The organism is Rheinheimera sp. MM224, from assembly GCF_947090785.1.
Taxonomy (GTDB): Bacteria; Pseudomonadota; Gammaproteobacteria; order Enterobacterales; family Alteromonadaceae; genus Pararheinheimera.
Window position 1 is genome coordinate 3,339,300 of record NZ_OX352320.1, and the last position, 21,073, is coordinate 3,360,372.

Genomic DNA, 21,073 nt, shown 5'->3' on the forward strand with positions numbered 1-21,073 from the left:
CATCATGACAATTGAAGTAAAAGACACCCGCTTTGATGAATTCTTAGAGTTTCCATGCTCTGTGAACTTTAAAGTGTTGGGCGTCGCTGTGCCAGAACTGGTGGATCACATCGTGGTTGTGCTACAGGAACATGCCAAAGCCGACGACTACAATCCACAAATCCGTCCTAGCAGCAAAGGCAGTTATCACTCTGTGTCTGTGTCTGTGACTGTGACCAGCAAAGAACATATGGAACTGCTGTACACAGAACTTGGCCGTTTAGAACTGGTTCGCTATGTGATCTGACGAGTGACACTGCCCTTTTTAGTGGCAGTGCAGGTATAATGCCGGCACTTTCAACTGAACCGGAGTTCGTTGTGGTTGATTCTAAAGGCTTAGTGATACGGGATTTAGGGCGCAAGCCTTATGTTCAGGTATGGCAAGCCATGCAAAAATACACAGATGAGCGGACTGAACAAAGTCCTGATGAGCTGTGGTTTGTTGAACATGACCCGGTATTTACTCAGGGTCAGGCTGGTAAAGCAGAACATCTGCTGATGCCAGGTGATATACCTGTGGTGCAAGTAGACAGAGGCGGTCAGGTGACTTATCACGGTCCTGGTCAACTGGTCGCTTATGTGTTGCTGGATATCAAAAGACGTAAGCTGGGTGTGCGGGAGTTGGTGACCTTGATTGAACAGGTGATCATTCAAGCTTTGGCCCCTTATGGCATAGAAGCCTATGCCAAAGCAGATGCCCCTGGTGTTTATGTACAAGAACAAAAGGTCGCTTCGCTTGGATTGCGGGTGCGAAAAGGCTGTACCTTTCATGGTCTGGCTTTAAATGTGAATATGGATTTATCACCTTTTTCCAGGATCAATCCATGTGGTTATGCCGGCATGCAGATGATCCAAACCAAAGATATTGCAGGTCCACAACTAGTGGATGAAGCAAAGCAGGCTTTGCAGTCACAATTTGTTGCCCAATTGGCGGTCAGCCAGACTGAGCACAAAACAGGGTTAAGTGAGTAATATGACCATCAAAACAGCTCGTATGGAACCAGGCGTCAAGTTACGTGATGCCGAGAAAATGGCCCTGATCCCAGTCAAAGTATTGCCAACAGAACGTGACGAAATGTTACGTAAACCGGACTGGTTAAAAATCAAATTACCACGTAGCACAGACCGTATTGAACAAATCAAAGGCGCTATGCGTAAACATGGTTTGCATTCGGTGTGCGAAGAGGCCTCCTGCCCTAACCTGTCAGAATGTTTTAATCACGGCACAGCAACTTTTATGATTTTAGGTGCAATCTGCACCAGACGTTGCCCCTTCTGTGATGTAGCTCATGGCCGACCATTACCTCCAAGCGCAGAAGAGCCGGAAAAACTGGCATTGACCATCAAAGATATGGCGCTGAAATACGTGGTGATCACTTCTGTAGACCGCGATGATTTACGTGACGGCGGTGCCCAGCATTTTGCCGACTGTATCAGCTCTATCCGTCGTGAAAGTCCGGCTATTAAAATTGAAGTACTGGTACCGGATTTCCGTGGCCGTATGGATGCAGCACTGGACATTCTGACGCAAACGCCTCCAGACGTGTTTAACCACAACCTGGAGACAGCACCACGTCTATACAAGCTGGCGCGTCCGGGCGCTGACTATAAATGGTCGCTGGAACTGCTGCGTCGCTACAAAGAAGCACATCCTGAAGTGTCCACTAAATCTGGCCTGATGGTAGGTTTAGGTGAAACCACAGAAGAGATCATTGAAGTGATGCGCGACTTACGTGCACACAATGTCGATATGCTGACAGTGGGTCAATACCTGCAACCAAGCAAACACCATTTACCAGTCAAACGTTATGTTTCTCCGGATGAATTTGACGAAATAAAACGTATTGGTTATGAAATCGGCTTTAAACACGTCGCCTCAGGCCCGTTCGTCAGGTCTAGTTATCACGCCGACCGCCAAGCGGCAGGTGAAGAAGTCAGTTAATATAACTCCTTGTGCTGGCAGTTAAAATTAACGGCCAGCACTGTCTTTTCATGCTGATAACTACTATGCTCAACGCACTGAACTGAAGGATTTGGTATGGACAACAGACGTTTTAGTCGGGTGTTATTTTCTGGCCCTGTACAACTGAAAAATGCCGACACTGTATACACTGGCCAATTGCAGGATTTGTCACTCAAAGGTGCGTTATTGCAGTTAGATAAGGCGGCTGAGTTGCAATCAGGCCAACACTTCCAGCTGCAGTTTCAACTGAATGAGTCTGGTGTGGATTTGTTTATGGATGTAACTGTGGCGCATTTGAATGGCACTTGTGTAGGTGTGCGCTGCGATAAAATAGATATCGACTCCGCCAGTCATTTACGTCGTTTACTTGAGCTGAATTTAGGCGATGCCGACTTGTTAAGCCGTGAACTTACGGAGCTGTCGGAATAGTAGCAGCCTTTTGCACGGACTCTTGTGCATCCGGATAACCTTGTTTTGCAGCCTGTTCCATTAGTAATCGCCAACTCTGCCAGTCCTGCTGCTGTCTGGCTAAATAAGCATAAAAATACTGCACCGGCATAATCAATTCGGGCTGAGCTAAAACCTTCTGCATCAACTCGAAATACAAGGCTGGCACTTCCGCCACATGTGAACGCATAAAGCTTAAGTTGTTTACAGGTGCATAAGCCTGCACCCCCACGTTGTTACAACTATCAACCGGCATTAGCTGTACTTCATCAGGGTGCAATTGCCAATGCTGTAAAAATACGTCCAGCTGGTTTTTATTCGTTAGCAAGTTAGGCCGGATTTTATCACTATTACATTCAGTGGCTGCCACTTGTGCACTTAAGCTGTATTCATCGATAAAACCCAGAATATGCGCAAACTCGTGTCTGAATACTGCAAAAGAACTGCTTTCAGCAAGTTGCACTATGCCATTGTTGTAATTTGCATTGCCCTCGCCCGCTACCAGCAGTAACTGGCTAAAGCCACCCTCTGCAACATGGGACATTAATACCGGATACTGACACTGAATACGTTGCCCTGGCTGGTAACTACATTGTAAGTCAGTGCTATTAACGCGCTTTTCAGGCAAAAAACAGACAGATAACGAAGAAAGCTGCGGATCCTGCAGCCACTGCTGCTGCAACAGTTGCAACTGTCGACTACCGGCTCTGGACTGGACTACAGGTTGCAAAGTAAGGCTACAAGAGGAATTTGAGTGTATTGGAGATGGAACTGTGTTGTGCACATACTGCCAAAGGCCATAATCAGCAGCTAAATCAGCCTCTGCTGCGTTTAAGCTCTGCTGTTGCTGTAGGTGTTGCTCAAGATAACCAGCGGCCGCTAAAAAGCCATCCTGGCGCTGTTTCAGCGCAATTAAAGCAGCAAGCTCATTGGTGAGCCCGGCATCCACAGCTTTTTGATACCAGTTCAGTGCAGCTTGTAAGTCGCCTTGCTGTTCCCGCTTTTTCGCGAGTATTACTGCGGCAGCCCCATTGCCTTGCTGCGCTTCATCCATTAATTGCTGTTCAGGCAAATGCTCAAGTACTGGCTTACAGCCCACCAAGCAACAAAGCAAAAAAATAACCAAAGTGTTTTTTAAAGTAAAAAAGCCAGAAAACCGGCTTTTTTTATTGAGTTGCATCAGTCTGTTAATTAACAGGTGCAGTGCTTGCATCTAAACCACGCAGCCTGTTCATTTCTATGCGGGCATAACGGTGTTCAACAAACTCATACACATTAGTCGCCAGTACTTTTTTATAGTAATCCAGCGCCTTAGTTGGGTTCTGCTGTTGATGCCACTTGGCCAGGTAGAAATAAACTTCACATAAGCGTTCAGCCAGTTGCTGTGGATCGGAATTTACATTAGCTGCAGCATCCAGTAACTCTTGTTCTGAGATTTTCCCCAGATAAAAAGCCACTATATTGCTGGCCCAATGCGCTTGATCCAACTTAACCTGATTCAGAGCTAAACGCGCCTGAGCTTCAGGAACAGATAACTTGGCATCGGCAAAATACAACCACAATGAACGGTATGGATCTTCAGGTTTAGCCTGATAAAACTGTTCAAAATCACCAATAGCCAGATCAGTTTTACTGTCATACAGCAGAGCTATACCCCGGTTTAAATAGGCATAATCGTAGTCTGGCGCCAGCTCTAAAGCGGCATCAAACGACTCATAAGCTTCGGTGTAATTGCCCACTAAGGTATGGTGAATGCCAATAAAGTTATAAGCATCGGCCATATCAGGCTGTAAACGCAAGGCTCGCAGAAAATCAAAACGGGCTAATGAACGTAAACCGACACTGTCGTACATCACACCACGGTCGTAAAATAACCGGGCACGTTGTTCATCTGTGGTTTCGGCTTTGGTCAACAGCTCGGAAATTCGCGCTATAGCAATTTCAGTGCGATAAGAGGCAGGAACTGGTTCTGGTTCCAGTGGGTTTTCCACCAGTACAGCAACTTCAGTTGAAGGTTTCTGGGCGCAAGCGCCCAGAGCCAGCAGTGCTGCAAGCAGCACTGCACTTTTGGTCAGGTCAGAGACCTTACTGAGCTTCAACAGCATCAGCAGACTCAACAGCTGCAGGTTTGTCCTGAGCTTCTTTAATGCTTAAACGCACACGACCTTGCTTGTCCACTTCCATGACTTTAACAGCAACTTTCTGACCTATGACTAAATGGTCAGCTACATTGCTCACGCGCTCATCAGAGATTTGTGAAATGTGAACTAAACCGTCTTTGCCAGGCAGAACGTTGACGAAAGCACCGAAGTCAACAATACGTACTACTTCGCCCTGATACACTGCACCTACTTCGATTTCAGCTGTGATAGCTTCGATACGGTTGATGGCGATGTTCGCAGCTTGTGAGTTAGTCGCAGCAATTTTCACTGTACCGTCATCTTCGATTTCGATCGTAGTACCAGATTCTTCAGTGATCTGACGGATCACAGCACCACCTTTACCAATCACGTCACGGATTTTTTCCGGGTTGATTTTTAAAGTGTAGATACGTGGAGCATGTTCAGACAGCTCTTCACGGTGCGTGCTGATTGCCTGGTCCATCACGTTCAGAATGTGAATACGGGCAGCTTTAGCTTGCTTCAGAGCGATCTGCATGATCTCGCGAGTGATACCTTCGATTTTGATATCCATCTGCAGCGCAGTGATACCTTCAGTAGTACCAGCCACTTTAAAGTCCATGTCACCTAAGTGATCTTCATCACCTAAAATGTCAGACAGAACAACGAAATCATTACCTTCTTTCACCAGACCCATAGCGATACCAGCTACAGAAGCTTTGATTGGTACACCAGCATCCATCAGAGCTAATGAAGAACCACATACAGAAGCCATAGAGCTTGAACCGTTTGATTCAGTGATTTCAGAAACCATACGTACTGTGTACGGGAAGTCGTTGAAATCAGGCATTACTGCAGCTACACCACGTTTAGCTAAACGGCCGTGACCGATTTCGCGACGTTTTGGTGAGCCAACCATACCAGTTTCACCTACTGAGTACGGAGGGAAGTTGTAGTGGAACAGGAAGTTGTCGGTTTTTTCGCTCAGTAAGTCATCTACTGTTTGCGCGTCACGGGCAGTACCTAAAGTACAAGTGACTAAAGCCTGAGTTTCACCACGAGTGAACAGAGCTGAACCGTGTGTACGTGGTAATAAACCTGTCATTACACTTAAAGCACGGATCATTTCGTTATCACGACCATCAATACGTGGTTCGCCTTTGATGATACGGCTACGTACGATTTGGCTTTCCAGGTTGTGGAAAATTTCGTTGGCTTCAGTTTCGTTAAAGCCTTCGCCTTCCGCTAATTCAGCTTTGATTTTAGCGAACACTTCAGCTTTGATAGCGCCAATGGCTTCGTAACGTTTTGCTTTTTCAGTAATACGGTAAGCTTCGCCAACAGGAGCTGTTGCCAGTTCAGCAATTTTACTGGTCACTGTAGCGTTTTTCACCGGAGCAACCCAGTTCCATACTGGTTTTGCAGCTTCAGCAGCAAATTCATTGATAGCGTTGATCACAGTTTGCATTTGGTCGTGACCAAATACGACTGCACCTAACATCACTTCTTCTGACAATACGCCAGCTTCAGATTCAACCATCAATACAGCGTTTGCAGTACCTGCAACCACTAAATCCAGTTTGCTATCTTTTAATTCAGTTTCTGACGGGTTTAACACGTACTGGCTGTTTACATAACCAACACGAGCCGCGCCTAATGGACCACTGAACGGGATACCAGAGATAGCCAGTGCAGCAGAAGTAGCGATGATAGAGATAATGTCCGGCTGAATTTCAGGTTGTACTGAAACTACAGTGGCAATAACCTGAACTTCGTTGGTGAAGCCTTCAGGGAATAATGGACGGATTGGACGGTCGATTAAACGTGAAGTTAAAGTCTCGCCTTCTGACGGACGGCCTTCACGCTTGAAGAAACCACCAGGGATGCGGCCTGCCGCATAAGTTTTTTCCTGATAGTTCACAGTCAGAGGGAAAAAGTCCTGACCTGGTTTTGGTTGTTTTTTAGCGACCACTGTGACTAACACAGAGGTATCACCCATGCTTGCAAGTACAGCCGCGTCTGCTTGACGGGCGATAACGCCGGTTTCCAGAGTGATAGTGTGTTGGCCAAACTGGAATGATTTTACGATGGGGTTCACTGATTATTTCCTTTCTATTTTTCGCGTTTTTTCGCGGAGTCTTTTGGTCTGTTTTTCGCGGCACAGTATAGCCTGTTACAAGGCTGAAAAGATAGCTGGCACCAGAGTCGCAGGGTATAAAATTTAAGCATGTCCGGGCGGTAAGAACATCATGAAGGCATTAAGTTGCATTGATATGAATTTTTAACCTGCAAAAAGCACAAAATCACCTGGAGCGATTTTGAACATCGGAGCGAAGCGACGATGGCCCGGCAGGGTGAGCGCCATGGATGGCGGCGAATAAAAAAATCGTCTGGAACGATTTTTAACAGCTTCAGCTGGCCCAAAGGGCATTTTGCAGGATAGCACAATGTAAAAAATCGCCTGGAGCGATTTTGAACATTGGAGCGAAGCGACGATGGCCCGACAGGGTGAGCGCCATGGATGGCGGCGAATAAAAAAGCCAGTCTAAGACTGGCTTTTTCAGGCATAAGCTGCGAATTAACGACGCAGACCTAAACGCTCGATCAGAGTAGCGTAACGCTGACCGTCTTTGCCTTTTAAGTAATCTAATAACTTACGACGTTGGCTAACCATACGTAACAGGCCACGACGTGAGTGGTGGTCGTGCTTGTGGTCAGCAAAGTGCGGTTGTAACTTAGCAATAGTTGCAGTTAATAATGCAACTTGTACTTCTGGTGAACCAGTATCGCCTTGTTTAACAGCGAAATCTGCTAAGATTTGCGCTTTTTCAGCTGTAGTTAGTGACATAGAGCCTCCAATAGAGAGATATGTTGTGCCGGCCACTAATCCAGCAACAACGAAAATGAGCGCGCATTCTATGCGCTTTCTTAAAGTCTTACAAGCAAAATTATAGCGCTGGAGTTTGCCACGCACTGGTATTGAGCAAACGTCGTACCGACAACACGCCGGTCTCTAACGAAGCTACACCAATAAACTGTTGGGCAGGACCATACAACTTAACAGCACCAGCAGATTCCATACCTAAATCCGCCAACTCAGACTCGCTTAACAACACCGTCTGACCATGCACTAAACGTTTTTGCTGTTCTTCCGTAAGCTTCAGCTCTGGCAAGCCTGTTAAGGCTAAATCCATCGGCAACAATAAAGCGTCTAAGCCAGCCCAGTCTTGCTTGTCGTTAAACGGCACCAGCTGTTCCTGCGTCAGCATTTGCGCAGCATCAAAAGGCCCCACATGAATACGACGTAAAGCGCTGACATAAGCACCAGAACCTAAAGCCTCACCTAAGTCATCGATTAAGGTGCGAATGTAAGTGCCTTTGCTGCAATGCACCAGGAAGCTGGCATATTCGCCGTCAAAGTGCTGCAATTCAAAACGGAAGATAGTGATAGGCCGCGCTTCACGTGGTACTTCAATACCCTGACGAGCATATTTGTACAGCGGCTGCCCCTGATACTTTAAGGCCGAAAACATAGTCGGAACTTGCATCTGGGGGCCACGGAACTGCTGCATCATCTGCTCAAGCAGGGCCTGATCAAAAGTCACTGGCTTACGGCTGATGATTTCACCTGCCGCATCGCTGGTGTCAGTACGTAAACCAAAATGCGCAGTCACCAAATAAGTTTTGTCGGTGTCTAATAAGAACTGACAAAACTTAGTGGCTTCACCAAAACAAATCGGCAATAAACCACTGGCCAGTGGATCTAAAGCGCCGGTATGACCGGCTTTTTCTGCCTGATACAACCAACGCACCCGCTGCAAAATACCATTGCTGGAAATTTCTAACGGCTTATCAAGTAACAGAATGCCGTGGACAGCACGACGCGCCATTACTCTTCCTCGTCCTTGTCGACCTTAGGTTTACGATCAGGTTCCTGACCTGCATCAATACGACGCTTGTCATCTTCACGGCGTACCTGTTCAACCAGGTTGGCCATATGAATACCCTGATCCAAAGACTGGTCAAAGTAAAAACGAATCGTTGGCACAATACGGGCCTGAATACGCTTGGCGATCAGACTGCGGACATAACCACAGGCGTCGTTTAAAATATCCAGGTTTGCTTTTACCTTTTCAGCTTCTAAGCCTAAAAAAGTAACAAAAATTTTGGCGTGTGATAAGTCACGCGACACGTCTACATCAGACACAGTAATCATGTTGTGTAAGCGTGGATCTTTGATTTCACGTTGTAAAATCACTGCGATTTCCTGCTGCATTTGCTGCGACAGACGGTCTACCCGGGTAAATTCTTTAGCCATAACTCTTTCCAACACATTTGAGCAGAAAGAAACAGGGGCCTAAGCCCCTGCCGATCTCTGTATCTTATAACCTACCAATGAGGTGCTTATAAAGTACGTTCTACTTGAACGACTTCGAACACTTCAATCTGGTCGCCTTCACGCACGTCGTTGTAGTTCTTCACGCCGATACCACACTCGAAGCCGTTGCGTACTTCGGATACGTCGTCTTTAACGCGACGCAAGGACTCCAGTTCACCTTCGTAAATAACTACGTTGTCACGCAGTACACGAATTGGTGCGTTACGTTTAATGATACCTTCGGTCACCATACAACCTGCGATAGCACCAAACTTCGGTGAGCGGAACACGGCACGAACCTGAGCCAGACCAATGATCTGTTGTTTAAACTCAGGAGCTAACATACCAGTCATCGCTGCACGTACTTCATCTAACAGTTCATAAATGATGCTGTAGTAACGTAAGTCCAGATTCTCGTCTTCGATGATCTTACGGGCAGTACCTTCGGCACGCACGTTGAAACCGATAACGATAGCCGATGATGCAGCTGCAAGCGTCGCGTCAGTTTCAGTAATACCACCCACGCCACTACCGATGATTTTGATTTTCACTTCATCAGTCGACAGTCGGCTCAGTGATTCACTGATCGCTTCCACAGAACCTTGTACGTCTGCTTTCAGAACTATGTTCAGTTCTGACACATCGCCTTCGGACAGGTTCGCAAACATGTTCTCCAGCTTAGATTTCTGCTGACGGGCCAATTTGACGTCACGGAATTTACCCTGACGATACAAAGCAACTTCACGGGCTTTACGCTCGTCTTTCACTACAGTCACTTCATCACCAGCCTGAGGCACACCGGACAGACCTAAGATCTCAACCGGAATGGATGGGCCAGCAACTTTGATTTCTTTACCGTTTTCATCGCGCATTGCACGAACACGGCCGTATTCGAAACCACAAAGCACGATTTCGCCTTGTTGCAGTGTACCTTCCTGTACCAGGATGGAAGCAACAGGACCACGACCTTTATCCAGGCGTGATTCAATCACCACACCACGGGCCAGACCTTTTCTCACTGCTTTTAATTCAAGCAGTTCAGCCTGGTTCAGGATGGCTTCCAGCAGGTCGTCAATACCCATACCGGTTTTTGCAGAGATAGGCACGAACTGAGTATCACCGCCCCACTCTTCAGAAATAACACCAAACTGAGATAATTCGTTACGAACACGATCCGGATCAGCATCCGGTTTATCCATCTTGTTGACAGCGACAACCAGAGGCACACCAGCAGCTTTCGCATGCTGAATAGCTTCTTTGGTTTGTGGCATCACGCCATCGTCTGCTGCAACCACCAGAATAACGATATCTGTGGCTTTAGCACCACGGGCACGCATTGAAGTAAAAGCAGCGTGACCTGGAGTATCAAGGAAAGTCACCATACCGCGTTCTGTTTCTACATGGTAAGCACCGATATGCTGAGTAATACCACCGGCTTCGCCAGCTGCTACTTTTGCTTTACGGATATAATCCAGTGTAGAGGTTTTACCATGGTCAACGTGACCCATAACGGTAACAACCGGAGCACGAGGCTCTAACTCGCCTTCACCCTGACGGTCAGACATTACAGCTTCTTCCAGCTCGTTTTCTTTGGTCAGAGTGAACTTGTGGCCCATCTCTTCACAAACGATAGCTGCTGTTTCCTGATCAATCACCTGGTTAATGGTTGCCATAGCACCCATTTTCATCATGACCTTGATCACTTCAGAAGCTTTAACGGCCATCTTCGAAGCTAATTCAGCCACTGTGATGGTTTCGCCAATTTTTACTTCACGTTCTACCGGCTGAGCTGGTTTGTTAAAACCATGCTGCATGCTGACAGGCGTTTTCTTTTTCTTGTGACGATTAGCGCGGTTAAACGCATCTTTATCATCAGCATCATCTTTTTTCTTGGCTTTGCCAGCAGGAGCTTTTTTCGTCGTACGACGGCCACCACGTTCTTCACGGGCGTCCACTTCGTCTTCAGCTTGCTTCGCATACACGTTGCTGGTTAAGTGATAATCAGCGTCTTCAGCTGCTGGTTTTGTTTCTTCTTTAGCCCAACGTTCCGCATTCTCTTCAGCTAAACGACGTGCAGCTTCAGCTTGTTGTAAAGCTTCGGCTTCCAGCTTACGTAACTGCTCAGCTTCCTGTTGTGCTTTGATGCGCTCAGCTTCAGCCTTAGCTTCTTCTTTCGCTGCACGACGAGCCGCTTCTTCCGGATCATCTTTCATTAACTGAGCGTGTTTTGCTTCGTCACGTTTTTTCTGTTCAGCAGCTTTGCGGTCAGCTTCTTCTTTCGCTTTACGGTTGGCTTCTTCTTTTACTTTTTGCTCAGCAGCTAAACGCTCATGTTCACGTTTTGCAGCTTCTGCTGCTTGTTCTGCGGCAATACGTTCTTCTTCAGCCAGCTTTGCAGCTTCTTCGCCAGAAGGACGTTTAACGAAAGTCTTTTGCTTGCGCACTTCAACCTGAATCTCACGGTTGCGACCAGCGCCACCGGCCACACTCAGGGTGGTTTTTTCTTTACGAACTAACGTCAGTTTGGACGGTTCAGCGGACTGACCGCCGTGGGCACGGCTTAAGTGATCCAGAAGAGTTTTTTTCTCTTCTTCATTGACCATTTGGCCGACTTGTTTTGTTATGCCTGCATCCGCAAACTGTTGGATTATACGATCAACAGTCGTATTGACGTCACTGGCCAGTTTTTCTATGGTTACATCTGCCATGTCAGTTTTTACCTCCGTTGACCCACTTATTTGTCTTCACTGAACCAAACAATATTACGGGCAGCCATAATCAGCTCTGCCGCTTTTTCTTCAGTCATTTTTTCGATTTCAATCAAATCATCTACCCCAAGCTCTGCCAGATCATCAAGAGTGATGATGCCTTTGCTGGCCAACACATAAGCTGTGTGGGTACCAACACCTGGCAGATTAACTAATGCTTCACTAGGCGCTGAGCCTTCCAGTGATTCTTCGCTGGCCAGAGCACGTGTGGTTAACACGGCTTTAGCACGTTTACGTAACTCTTCTACTGTATCTTCGTCTAAACCATCAACAGACAACAGTTCGCTGACCGGCACATAGGCGATTTCTTCTAAGGTAGAGAAACCTTCGTCTACTAACACACCAGCAAAATCTTCATCGATTTCCAGTGCAGTCATAAACAATTCCAACACCTTGGCATTTTCTTCCTGGTGTTTGGTTTTCATGGCAGAAACCGTCATCACGTTTAATTCCCAGCCAGTTAACTGGCTAGCTAAACGCACGTTCTGACCAGCGCGACCAATGGCCATGGCCAGGTTGCTGTCTTCTACTGCTATGTCCATAGAGTGCTTGTCTTCATCAACGATGATAGAAGCAACTTCTGCTGGTGACATAGCGTTAATCACAAATTGAGCCGGGTTGTCATCATATAAAACGATATCAACACGTTCGCCCGTTAATTCGCTGGATACGGCTTGTACACGTGAACCACGCATACCTACGCAAGCACCCACAGGGTCAATACGGCGGTCGTTGGTTTTCACTGCAATCTTAGCGCGTGAACCCGGATCGCGCGCAGCGCCACGGATTTCAATCATCTCTTCGCCGATTTCCGGCACTTCGATACGGAATAATTCGATCAGCATTTCAGGACGGGTACGGCTTAAAAACAGCTGAGCACCACGGGCTTCTGGTTTTACTTCAAACAACAAAGTACGGATACGATCGCCTGGACGGAAAGTCTCACGTGGCAACATTTCTTCTTTAGCTAACATGGCTTCTGCATTGTTACCTAAGTCGACAATGATGCTGTCGCGGTTTACTTTTTTCACCACGCCAGTGACTAACTCACCGACCTGATCCACATAAGCTTCAACCACTTGTGAACGTTCTGCTTCACGTACTTTTTGTACTATGACCTGCTTCGCCATTTGGGTGGTGATACGGTCAAAAGTAATAGAGTCGATTTGCTCTTCAACATAATCGCCCACTTGTAAGTGAGGTTCGTCGTATTGAGCCGCAGACAAGGTGATTTCGCGGTACGGATGTTCTTGTACCTGATCGTCTGGAATAACCATCCAGCGACGGAAAGTTTCATAAGAACCAGTTTTACGATCTATGGTCACACGGACTTCGATGTCGCCTTCGTTTTTCTTTTTAGTGGCGGCCGCTAACGCGTACTCTAACGCCTGGAAAATTTTCTCGCGCGGAACTGACTTTTCGTTCGAGACCGCGTCTACTACTAATAAAATTTCTTTAGCCATATTATTTTGCCTCGCTTCGACCCGTGTATCAGAACACAGGCACTACGTTCGCTTTATCTACGTTATCCATCAGCAAACGGTAGAGTTTGCCATCCACTTCCACTACTAACATATCGTCTTCGATTTGCGTCAGCAGGCCTTTAAATTTGCGGCGTCCATCCTGAGGAATAGCCAATTTTACTTCAATGATCTGGCCAACAACTTTGGCGAAATGAGCAGGAGTAAAAAGTGGGCGGTCTAAACCAGGAGAGGACACTTCAAGGTAATATTCATTCGGGATAGGGTCTTCAACATCAAGTAACGCACTCACTTCACGGCTTACAGTGGCGCAGTGGTCCACAGTAATACCATCCTGATGGTCAATATAAACCCGCAGAATAGAGTGACGTCCAGCACGAACTAACTCTATGCCGACCAGTTCAAAGCCTGCGGCTTCTACTGTTGGCGTTAACAGCTCAGTTAACTGCTGTTCTTGTTTAGTCAAAGAGACCTCCAGAAATAAAAAAAGGGCATAGAGCCCAGAATAGTAGTAAAACCTTGTCGCCAGATATAAAAACGCCCCGAAATTTCGGGGCGACTTTAGAGCTGACTGGACTCTGATATCGCCAATCAAAGTCCTGAATTCTGTAGGCTTCACAGTGAACTGCTTGACCTGGGCATAGCTTCTGCTTAACAAAAGCATCTTACGGTTACAATTTTGCTGTTTAATGAAACTTGAGAAGTTTTATTGATCAGTAAAAAATTGGTTGCGGGAGCCGGATTTGAACCGACGACCTTCGGGTTATGAGCCCGACGAGCTACCAGGCTGCTCCATCCCGCGTCCGTAAGCGACGCACATTATATAGTCCTGGTCTGACTATCGCAAGCATTGCTTGCTGTGCTTTTGTATATTGGTGCCGAGAGCGGGACTTGAACCCGCACGCCCGAAGGCACTACCACCTCAAGGTAGCGTGTATACCAATTTCACCATCTCGGCTAAAAAATCAGAGGTGCAATCAGTTTCCTACAGGAATATCTGATGCTGGCTTTTTCTCTTCTACTGCGTCAGCTGCTTTCGTTTCGACTGGCACAGATAAATCCTGCCATTCGTCTACAGCTTTCACACGGTCTGTACTCAGGTTACCCAGTAACAGACTCAAAGCGAAAAACAAAGTTGCCAGTACTGTCGTAGTACGAGTTAAGAAGTTACCTGTACCTGATGAGCCAAAAATAGTGGCTGAACCGCCAGCACCAAAAGAAGCGCCCATGTCAGCACCTTTACCATGCTGGATTAATACCAGAACGATCAGGGCTAATGCGACTAACAGATACAATACAATAAACAATTCGTACATTATGAATCCTTTGCCATTGTGCAAATCGCAGAAAAATCTGCCACTTTCAAACTGGCGCCACCAATAAGGGCACCGTCTATGTCAGCCTCTGCAAACAGGGCTTCACAATTAGCAGCAGTGACACTGCCACCATAAATAATTCTTAACACATCTGCTGCCTGCGCATCATATTGCGCCAAATGTTGGCGTATAAACTGATGCACTTGCTGAGCTTGCTGCGGTGTTGCTGTCTGACCTGTGCCTATGGCCCAAATCGGCTCGTAACTTACCACAGAATGCGCCAGTAAATGAGGCTGCGCAGCATACACCGCATCTAATTGCCGTGCAAGAACCTGCAAAGTTTTTTCTTCTTCTCTTTGCTGCAAAGTTTCACCGACACAAAGTATTGGAGTTAAACCAGCATCAACAGCCACTTTAACTTTCTGACTGATCACAGCATCCAGCTCACCGTACAAGGCACGACGTTCTGAATGGCCAAGAATGACATAAGCAGCACCAGCGGCCCGTAGCATATCCGCAGAGATTTCGCCGGTAAAGGCCCCCACCAGCTGTTCGCTCATATTCTGAGCACCCAATTTATAATTGGCATGTTTTGGAAAGTGGGATAGAAAAATTACCGGAGGGCAGATCAAAATATCAGGCAGAGGTTGGTTTAACACAGACAAGGCTTCTGACATCTGCTGAACCAGATCAGAGTTGCCATTCATTTTCCAGTTAGCGACCACTAACGGCTTACGTTGTCTCATGTTATTGCCTCTGAATTAAAACGGGCGAGATAGTAACTAACCTCACCCGTCCAGACAAGACTTGATGGCTAAATTAGCAGTTTTTAGCTGGCGATCTTCACCGCATCGGCTATTTTTTGTGCATATTGTTGTACTTCGTCTTGTATCCTTCCTTCTACCATTACACGAATTAATGGTTCAGTACCAGATTTTCGGATCAAAACACGACCCTGGCCGTTCAAATCCTGTTCAACCTGCTGTATGACTTTCTTGACGTGCAAGTTTTCTAAAGGTGCAGTACCTTTTTCAAATTTTACGTTCACCAGCACTTGTGGCATTTTCGTCATGCCCTGCGCCAAATCAGCCAGCGACAATTTTGCTTCCAGCATGGCAGTTAATACCTGAATTGAGGCAATAATGCCGTCACCTGTACCCGCATGATCCAGGTTCAGTACGTGACCAGAGTTTTCACCGCCAATACGCCAGTTTTTCTGTGCCAGCATTTCAACCACATAACGGTCACCGACGTTAGAGCGGGCAAAAGGAATATCTAACTCGGCCAAGGCCAACTCTAAACCCATATTGCTCATCAGAGTACCCACGACTCCGCCCTGCAGCTTATTCAGTTTTTGAGCATTACGGGCAATGATATAAACAATTTCATCGCCATCAATGACGCGGCCGGTATGATCCACCATCATCACACGGTCACCATCGCCGTCATAGGCAATACCTAAGTCCGCACCAGTTTCAACTACAGTTTTCTGTAACAGGTCAGTATGAGTGGCGCCACAATGGTCGTTAATATTTAAACCATTAGGACTAACACCTATAGCCTGAACCTCTGCACCTAATTCACGGAATACATTAGGAGCTATGTGGTAGGTGGCTCCGTGAGCACAATCCAGCACCACTTTTAAACCACTTAAGGATAAGTGGTTTGGCATATGGCTTTTACAGAATTCGATATAGCGGCCAGCAGCGTCATCAATACGCATAGCTTTACCTAATCGCTCTGACGATTCACAAACCATAGGCTGTTCCATCGCTTCTTCGATAGCCAGTTCTACATCATCCGGTAACTTAGTGCCGTCGGCTGAGAAAAACTTAATACCGTTATCATAATAAGGATTGTGCGATGCGCTGATGACAATACCGGCTTCAGCACGGAAAGTACGGGTCAGGTAAGACACAGCGGGAGTTGGCATTGGTCCTAATAAACGCACATCCACACCAGCGGCCACTAAACCAGCTTCCAATGCAGTTTCTAATAAATAACCCGAAATACGGGTGTCTTTGCCAATCAATACTTTTTTGGTACCACGCTGTGATAACACCCGACCAGCGGCCCAACCTAACTTCATCGCAAATTCAGGCGTAATTGGAAACTCGCCCACTTTGCCACGTACACCATCAGTGCCAAAATACTTCCTAGACATGCTCTACTCCAAATAAGGTGGCACAAGTTATAGCCACGGCTTGTACAGTTTCTTTAACATCATGCACGCGAATAATACGGGCACCTTTCATAACAGCTATTGTGGCACAGGCCAAACTACCTGCCAAACGTTCCTCAGGCGGAAGCTGTAATAACTGACCAATCATAGATTTACGCGACATTCCGACAAGCAAAGGGTAATTTAACCCCAGCAAGTCTGAAAGCTGACTTAACAGCTGATAGTTATGTTGCAAACTTTTACCAAAACCAAAGCCAGGGTCGAGAATAATCTGGCTTTTTGGGATACCTGCGGCGATACAAACTTCTGCTCTTTGCTGCAAAAAGTCATAGACCTCTTTAGCCACATCCTGATACAGAGGCGAGTGCTGCATGGTTCTGGGTTGCCCTTGCATATGCATTAAACACACAGGCACTTGCGCAGCTGCAGCCACTTCAACCGCACCAGGGTCTAACAAGGCTTTAATATCGTTAATGATATCAGCACCAGCAGACACAGCCTCTTTCATCACTTGTGCTTTGCAGGTATCGATAGAAATAATGCAGTCCAGCTCAGAGCGGATAGCTTCAATCACTGGCAAGACTCTATCAAGCTCTTGTTGTATTGAGACTTCTTCTGCACCTGGTCGGGTCGATTCGCCACCAATATCCAAAATAGCAGCGCCAGCAGCAAGCATAGCCCTAGCTTCGGCCAAAGCAGCGTCTTTGCCAATAAAGCGGCCACCATCAGAAAACGAATCCGGCGTGATATTTAAAATACCCATCACTTTAGGACGGGATAAATCCAACTGCCGATTACGGGGTAATTGCAATAACATAAAAAGACTCCTTCATCCTGCACATAGCAAAACCCCGGGGAATTCCCGGGGTTTGATTAGTCAGAACTAAAGTTTTACAGAGGATTTTCTGTGGATGGCTCTGACGGACTAACAGCATCAACAGGCTTGGTATCATCACTGTTGGAGCCTTTGTTTTTGTCCTTTGGTTCCCAGTTTTCCGGCTGACGCACAGTACGACGATTCATCAGATCATCAATTTGTCTGGAATCGATAGTTTCATACAACATCAGCGCTTCTTTCATCGCATGCAAAATATCCATGTTTTCTTCAATCAGGGTTTTTGCTCTGTTGTAGTTACGGTCGATAATGGCTTTGATCTCAGAATCGATAATACTGGCCGTTTCATCAGACATATTCTTCGCTTTGCCCATACTACGGCCCAGGAATACTTCGCCTTCTTCTTCGGCGTACAACAACGGACCTAATTTGTCCGAGAAGCCCCATTGAGTCACCATGTTACGCGCAATAGAAGTGGCGTATTTGATGTCCTGTGAAGCACCTGTTGATACGGAGTCAGTACCGTAGATCAATTCTTCAGCCAAACGGCCACCGTAAGCCACTGAAATTTTACTTTCCAGTTTACGACGGCTGATGCTGATCGCATCGGCTTCTGGTAAGAAGAAAGTGACACCTAAAGCACGGCCACGAGGAATAATAGTCACTTTGTGCACAGGGTCATGCTCTGGCACCAGACAACCAACAATAGCGTGTCCTGCTTCGTGATACGCAGTCATCTCTTTTTCAGCTTCCGACATCACCATAGAACGGCGCTCTGCACCCATCATGATTTTATCTTTCGCTTTTTCAAACTCTTCCATGCCAACCACACGGTTGTTACCACGGGCAGCAAACAATGCAGCTTCGTTTACCAGGTTTGCTAAATCGGCACCAGAGAATCCCGGAGTACCACGAGCGATCACACTGGCTTTGACATCGTCACCTAACGGCACTTTGCGCATATGCACTTTAAGAATCTGTTCACGACCGCGTACATCAGGTAAACCTACCACCACCTGACGGTCGAAACGGCCTGGTCTTAATAAAGCAGCATCTAATACGTCTGGTCTGTTGGTTGCGGCGATGATGATGATACCTTCGTTACCATCAAAACCATCCATTTCCACCAGCATCTGGTTTAAGGTTTGTTCACGTTCATCATGACCACCACCTAAACCTGCACCACGCTGACGGCCTACGGCGTCAATTTCGTCGATAAAGATGATACAAGGAGCAGCTTTTTTCGCTTGCTCAAACATGTCACGCACACGGCTGGCACCGACACCAACAAACATTTCAACAAAGTCAGAACCAGATATGGCAAAAAACGGTACTTTAGCTTCACCGGCAATCGCCTTGGCTAACAGGGTTTTACCTGTACCTGGTGGGCCGACCATTAAAATACCTTTTGGAATTTTACCGCCAAGCTTCTGGAAACGTGATGGATCTTTTAGATAATCCACCAGCTCCGTCACTTCTTCTTTTGCTTCGTCACAACCTGCAACGTCAGCAAAAGTAGTTTTGATTTGATCTTCACCCATTAAACGGGCACGGCTCTTACCAAAGGACATAGCGCCTTTGCCACCGCCGCCTTGCATCTGACGCATGAAGAAAATCCAGACACCGATGAGCAACAGCATTGGGAACCAGGAGATAAAAATCTGACCCAACATGCTTGGACTCTCAGGTGCAGTACCAGAGAAGGTGATGTCATTTTTGTACATGTCATCAATCAGCTTTGGATCGTAGCCAGTTGGGATCACAGTTTCAAAACGGTCGCCTGAACGTTTTACACCAGTAATGACGCCACTCTGTTCCTTCACCTCGCGGATCTGGCCCTGATTGGCTTCTTTCAGGAACTGGGTATAACTCATTTGCTTCTCTGTTTTGTCAGCAGGACCAAAACTATTAAATACCGACATCAATACAACGGCGATAACCAGCCATACGATGAGATTTTTTGCCATGTCACTCAAGGTGAGAACCTCTCAGTTACGAAAATAATTACGAAAACAAGGTTACGATAAAATGAACCTACCGCTACTTTACTAGACTTTAAAGCCTGTCGCTACGATATATGTCTCACTGGATCGCGCCCGGGACGAATCTGGTTTACGGATCCGTACTGTAGTGAATACACTGCGAACCTGCTGTACAAAGGGTTCGAAGCCTTCACCATGAAATACTTTGACAACAAAACTGCCATTTTTCTTCAATACGTTGTTACACATTTCCAGCGCCAGTTCGACCAGATACATACTTCTGGACTGATCCACTGTGCTGTTGCCACTCATATTAGGCGCCATGTCGGACAATACTACATCGACATTACGGCCCCCGATACGCTCTAACAAAGCGTTTAATACTGCTTCTTCGCGAAAGTCACCTTGTAAAAAGGCCACACCTGCTAAAGGGTCCATCGGCAGAATATCACAAGCCACCACACAACCTGCCTGACCTACTAATTCAGCAGCACGTGCCGACCAGCTGCCTGGTGCTGACCCTAGATCTACGACCGTCATGCCGGTTTTGATCAGTTTATCTTTGTCCTGAATTTCATCCAGCTTAAACGCGGCCCGGGATCTTAGCCCTAATTTTTGCGCTTTTTGCACAAAAGGGTCGCTTACGTGTTCCTGTAACCAGCGAGACGAGCTGCCGGAACGTTTTTTCTTTGTCATCTGAGTACTCTTAAATAGTCTTCATAGCAAGATGGCGGTACAATAGTGTAATTTCAAGCTTTCCAACACGGAAAATCTACACATATGAACCTTAGTAATAAACAAAAACAGTTTTTAAAAGCCAAAGCACACGAGTTAAAGCCAACCATTCTGTTGGGTGGCAACGGATTAACTGAAGGTGTGATGGCCGAAATTGATTTGGCGTTAGAGCACCATGAACTGATCAAAGTTAAAGTTCCAAGCATCGATCGCGAAGAAAAAGTCGCTATCATGGACGCTATAGTGCGCGAAGCCAAAGCACAAAAAGTGCAAGTGATTGGCCATATTCTGGTGATCTACCGCGCTGCCAAAGAGAAAAAGTTACATATTCCAAAAGGTTAATCAGCGCCTTTTAAGTAACCTGCGGCCTGCAAAAACAAGCGGGCCGACTCTTCATCCTCTGCAACATGTCTGGTCAAATAAGCTGGTTTATCCACTTCAGTCGCTTTTAAATACTGCCAGGTCAGCATTTCATCCGCTGGTAACAACAATTCCACGTGATGCAAATTGTGCGCAAAAGCCCAAACCGAGTTCTGCTTTAGCAAATCCAACGACTGCGCCGGACTGGCTTGCCACTGCCTGATATCCAAGACCACAGCCCAAGGCTCCGCCACTATTGGAGTCACCAAAGCCCGGAAATCTCTGACGTACTCTTCAGTACCCAGTAAGCTAGACACACCAAAAACCTGAACCCAAAGCACCTGGTCCATCAGTTGAAGCTGATAAGCTTTTGTCTGACCTCTTTGCATATCTGTGCTCTGCTACCTGCGTGCCCTGAGTGATTTAGAGTAAAAAGGCGGCCTAAGCCGCCTTTTTAGTACTGATCC

21 protein-coding genes and 2 tRNA genes are annotated in these 21,073 nt (G+C 46.6%); 5 read left to right on the top strand and 18 right to left on the bottom strand.

The genetic code is table 11. The features are described from left to right. Positions 1–4 precede the first annotated feature (4 nt). The 4 genes from ybeD (at position 5) to OM978_RS15785 (ending at position 2,431) form a co-directional block, all read left to right on the top strand. A complete protein-coding gene (ybeD, locus tag OM978_RS15770) occupies positions 5–286 on the top strand; it encodes a DUF493 family protein YbeD (RefSeq protein WP_008900370.1) in 282 nt (93 codons plus the stop codon). Between the two features lie 140 nt (positions 287–426). Continuing rightward, positions 427–1,011: a lipoyl(octanoyl) transferase LipB gene (lipB, locus tag OM978_RS15775; RefSeq protein ID WP_413691237.1), complete on the top strand. Its 585-nt coding sequence runs from the start codon at positions 427–429 to the stop codon at positions 1,009–1,011. A gap of 1 nt (position 1,012) precedes the next feature. After that, positions 1,013–1,981, top strand: a complete 969-nt coding sequence (lipA, locus tag OM978_RS15780) for a lipoyl synthase (RefSeq protein WP_413690725.1) — start codon at positions 1,013–1,015, stop codon at positions 1,979–1,981. A gap of 96 nt (positions 1,982–2,077) precedes the next feature. Beyond that, on the top strand, positions 2,078–2,431 hold the full coding sequence (locus tag OM978_RS15785; protein WP_233011127.1) for a PilZ domain-containing protein: 354 nt from the start codon (positions 2,078–2,080) through the stop codon (positions 2,429–2,431). Here the strand turns inward: OM978_RS15785 and OM978_RS15790 are convergent. From OM978_RS15790 to rlmE, 17 genes are all read right to left on the bottom strand, one after another. Then, positions 2,412–3,662: a hypothetical protein gene (locus OM978_RS15790; protein WP_264343236.1), complete on the bottom strand. Its 1,251-nt coding sequence runs from the start codon at positions 3,660–3,662 to the stop codon at positions 2,412–2,414. The genes OM978_RS15785 and OM978_RS15790 overlap by 20 nt on opposite strands. Next, positions 3,637–4,554, bottom strand: coding sequence for a lipoprotein NlpI (gene nlpI / locus OM978_RS15795; RefSeq protein WP_264343237.1), 918 nt, complete (start codon positions 4,552–4,554; stop codon positions 3,637–3,639). The genes OM978_RS15790 and nlpI overlap by 26 nt, the downstream gene beginning before the upstream one ends. Further along, positions 4,535–6,667 carry a polyribonucleotide nucleotidyltransferase gene (pnp, locus tag OM978_RS15800; protein ID WP_264343238.1) on the bottom strand — a complete coding sequence of 711 codons (2,133 nt, stop codon included), beginning with the start codon at positions 6,665–6,667 and terminating at the stop codon, positions 4,535–4,537. The genes nlpI and pnp overlap by 20 nt, the downstream gene beginning before the upstream one ends. A 480-nt stretch (positions 6,668–7,147) precedes the next feature. Beyond that, a complete protein-coding gene (rpsO, locus tag OM978_RS15805; RefSeq protein WP_008900377.1) occupies positions 7,148–7,417 on the bottom strand; it encodes a 30S ribosomal protein S15 in 270 nt (89 codons plus the stop codon). 100 nt (positions 7,418–7,517) lie between these two features. After that, a complete protein-coding gene (truB, locus tag OM978_RS15810; RefSeq protein ID WP_264343239.1) occupies positions 7,518–8,459 on the bottom strand; it encodes a tRNA pseudouridine(55) synthase TruB in 942 nt (313 codons plus the stop codon). Then, on the bottom strand, positions 8,459–8,887 hold the full coding sequence (rbfA, locus tag OM978_RS15815) for a 30S ribosome-binding factor RbfA (RefSeq protein WP_233011132.1): 429 nt from the start codon (positions 8,885–8,887) through the stop codon (positions 8,459–8,461). Before rbfA ends, truB begins: the two co-directional genes overlap by 1 nt. Before the next feature lie 86 nt (positions 8,888–8,973). Continuing rightward, positions 8,974–11,655 carry a translation initiation factor IF-2 gene (infB, locus tag OM978_RS15820; protein WP_264343242.1) on the bottom strand — a complete coding sequence of 894 codons (2,682 nt, stop codon included), beginning with the start codon at positions 11,653–11,655 and terminating at the stop codon, positions 8,974–8,976. 26 nt (positions 11,656–11,681) lie between these two features. Next, positions 11,682–13,178, bottom strand: coding sequence for a transcription termination factor NusA (nusA, locus tag OM978_RS15825; RefSeq protein WP_233011134.1), 1,497 nt, complete (start codon positions 13,176–13,178; stop codon positions 11,682–11,684). Positions 13,179–13,206: 28 nt separating this feature from the next. Continuing rightward, positions 13,207–13,662 (bottom strand): ribosome maturation factor RimP, encoded by a 456-nt coding sequence (gene rimP, locus OM978_RS15830; RefSeq protein WP_264343244.1) that lies wholly within the window; start codon positions 13,660–13,662, stop codon positions 13,207–13,209. Between the two features lie 259 nt (positions 13,663–13,921). Then, positions 13,922–13,998 (bottom strand) — tRNA-Met (locus OM978_RS15835). Between the two features lie 71 nt (positions 13,999–14,069). Then, positions 14,070–14,154: transfer RNA gene (locus tag OM978_RS15840), tRNA-Leu, on the bottom strand. A gap of 19 nt (positions 14,155–14,173) precedes the next feature. Next, a complete protein-coding gene (gene secG, locus OM978_RS15845) occupies positions 14,174–14,512 on the bottom strand; it encodes a preprotein translocase subunit SecG (RefSeq protein WP_233011136.1) in 339 nt (112 codons plus the stop codon). After that, positions 14,512–15,258: a triose-phosphate isomerase gene (tpiA, locus tag OM978_RS15850; RefSeq protein ID WP_264343246.1), complete on the bottom strand. Its 747-nt coding sequence runs from the start codon at positions 15,256–15,258 to the stop codon at positions 14,512–14,514. The genes secG and tpiA overlap by 1 nt, the downstream gene beginning before the upstream one ends. Positions 15,259–15,341: 83 nt before the next feature. Then, positions 15,342–16,676 carry a phosphoglucosamine mutase gene (gene glmM, locus OM978_RS15855; protein ID WP_264343247.1) on the bottom strand — a complete coding sequence of 445 codons (1,335 nt, stop codon included), beginning with the start codon at positions 16,674–16,676 and terminating at the stop codon, positions 15,342–15,344. After that, positions 16,669–17,511: a dihydropteroate synthase gene (gene folP, locus OM978_RS15860; RefSeq protein WP_264343248.1), complete on the bottom strand. Its 843-nt coding sequence runs from the start codon at positions 17,509–17,511 to the stop codon at positions 16,669–16,671. Before folP ends, glmM begins: the two co-directional genes overlap by 8 nt. Positions 17,512–17,585: 74 nt before the next feature. Continuing rightward, complete coding sequence (gene ftsH / locus OM978_RS15865; protein ID WP_264343249.1) at positions 17,586–19,496, bottom strand: ATP-dependent zinc metalloprotease FtsH; 1,911 nt, start codon at positions 19,494–19,496, stop codon at positions 17,586–17,588. 81 nt (positions 19,497–19,577) lie between these two features. Then, complete coding sequence (gene rlmE / locus OM978_RS15870) at positions 19,578–20,207, bottom strand: 23S rRNA (uridine(2552)-2'-O)-methyltransferase RlmE (protein ID WP_008900388.1); 630 nt, start codon at positions 20,205–20,207, stop codon at positions 19,578–19,580. 84 nt (positions 20,208–20,291) lie between these two features. Here rlmE and yhbY point away from each other — a divergent pair, with 84 nt between their 5' ends. Then, positions 20,292–20,588, top strand: coding sequence for a ribosome assembly RNA-binding protein YhbY (gene yhbY / locus OM978_RS15875; RefSeq protein WP_008900389.1), 297 nt, complete (start codon positions 20,292–20,294; stop codon positions 20,586–20,588). Here yhbY and OM978_RS15880 read toward each other — a convergent pair. Further along, positions 20,585–20,995 carry a hypothetical protein gene (locus tag OM978_RS15880; RefSeq protein ID WP_264343250.1) on the bottom strand — a complete coding sequence of 137 codons (411 nt, stop codon included), beginning with the start codon at positions 20,993–20,995 and terminating at the stop codon, positions 20,585–20,587. The genes yhbY and OM978_RS15880 overlap by 4 nt on opposite strands. Between the last annotated feature and the right edge of the window lie 78 nt (positions 20,996–21,073).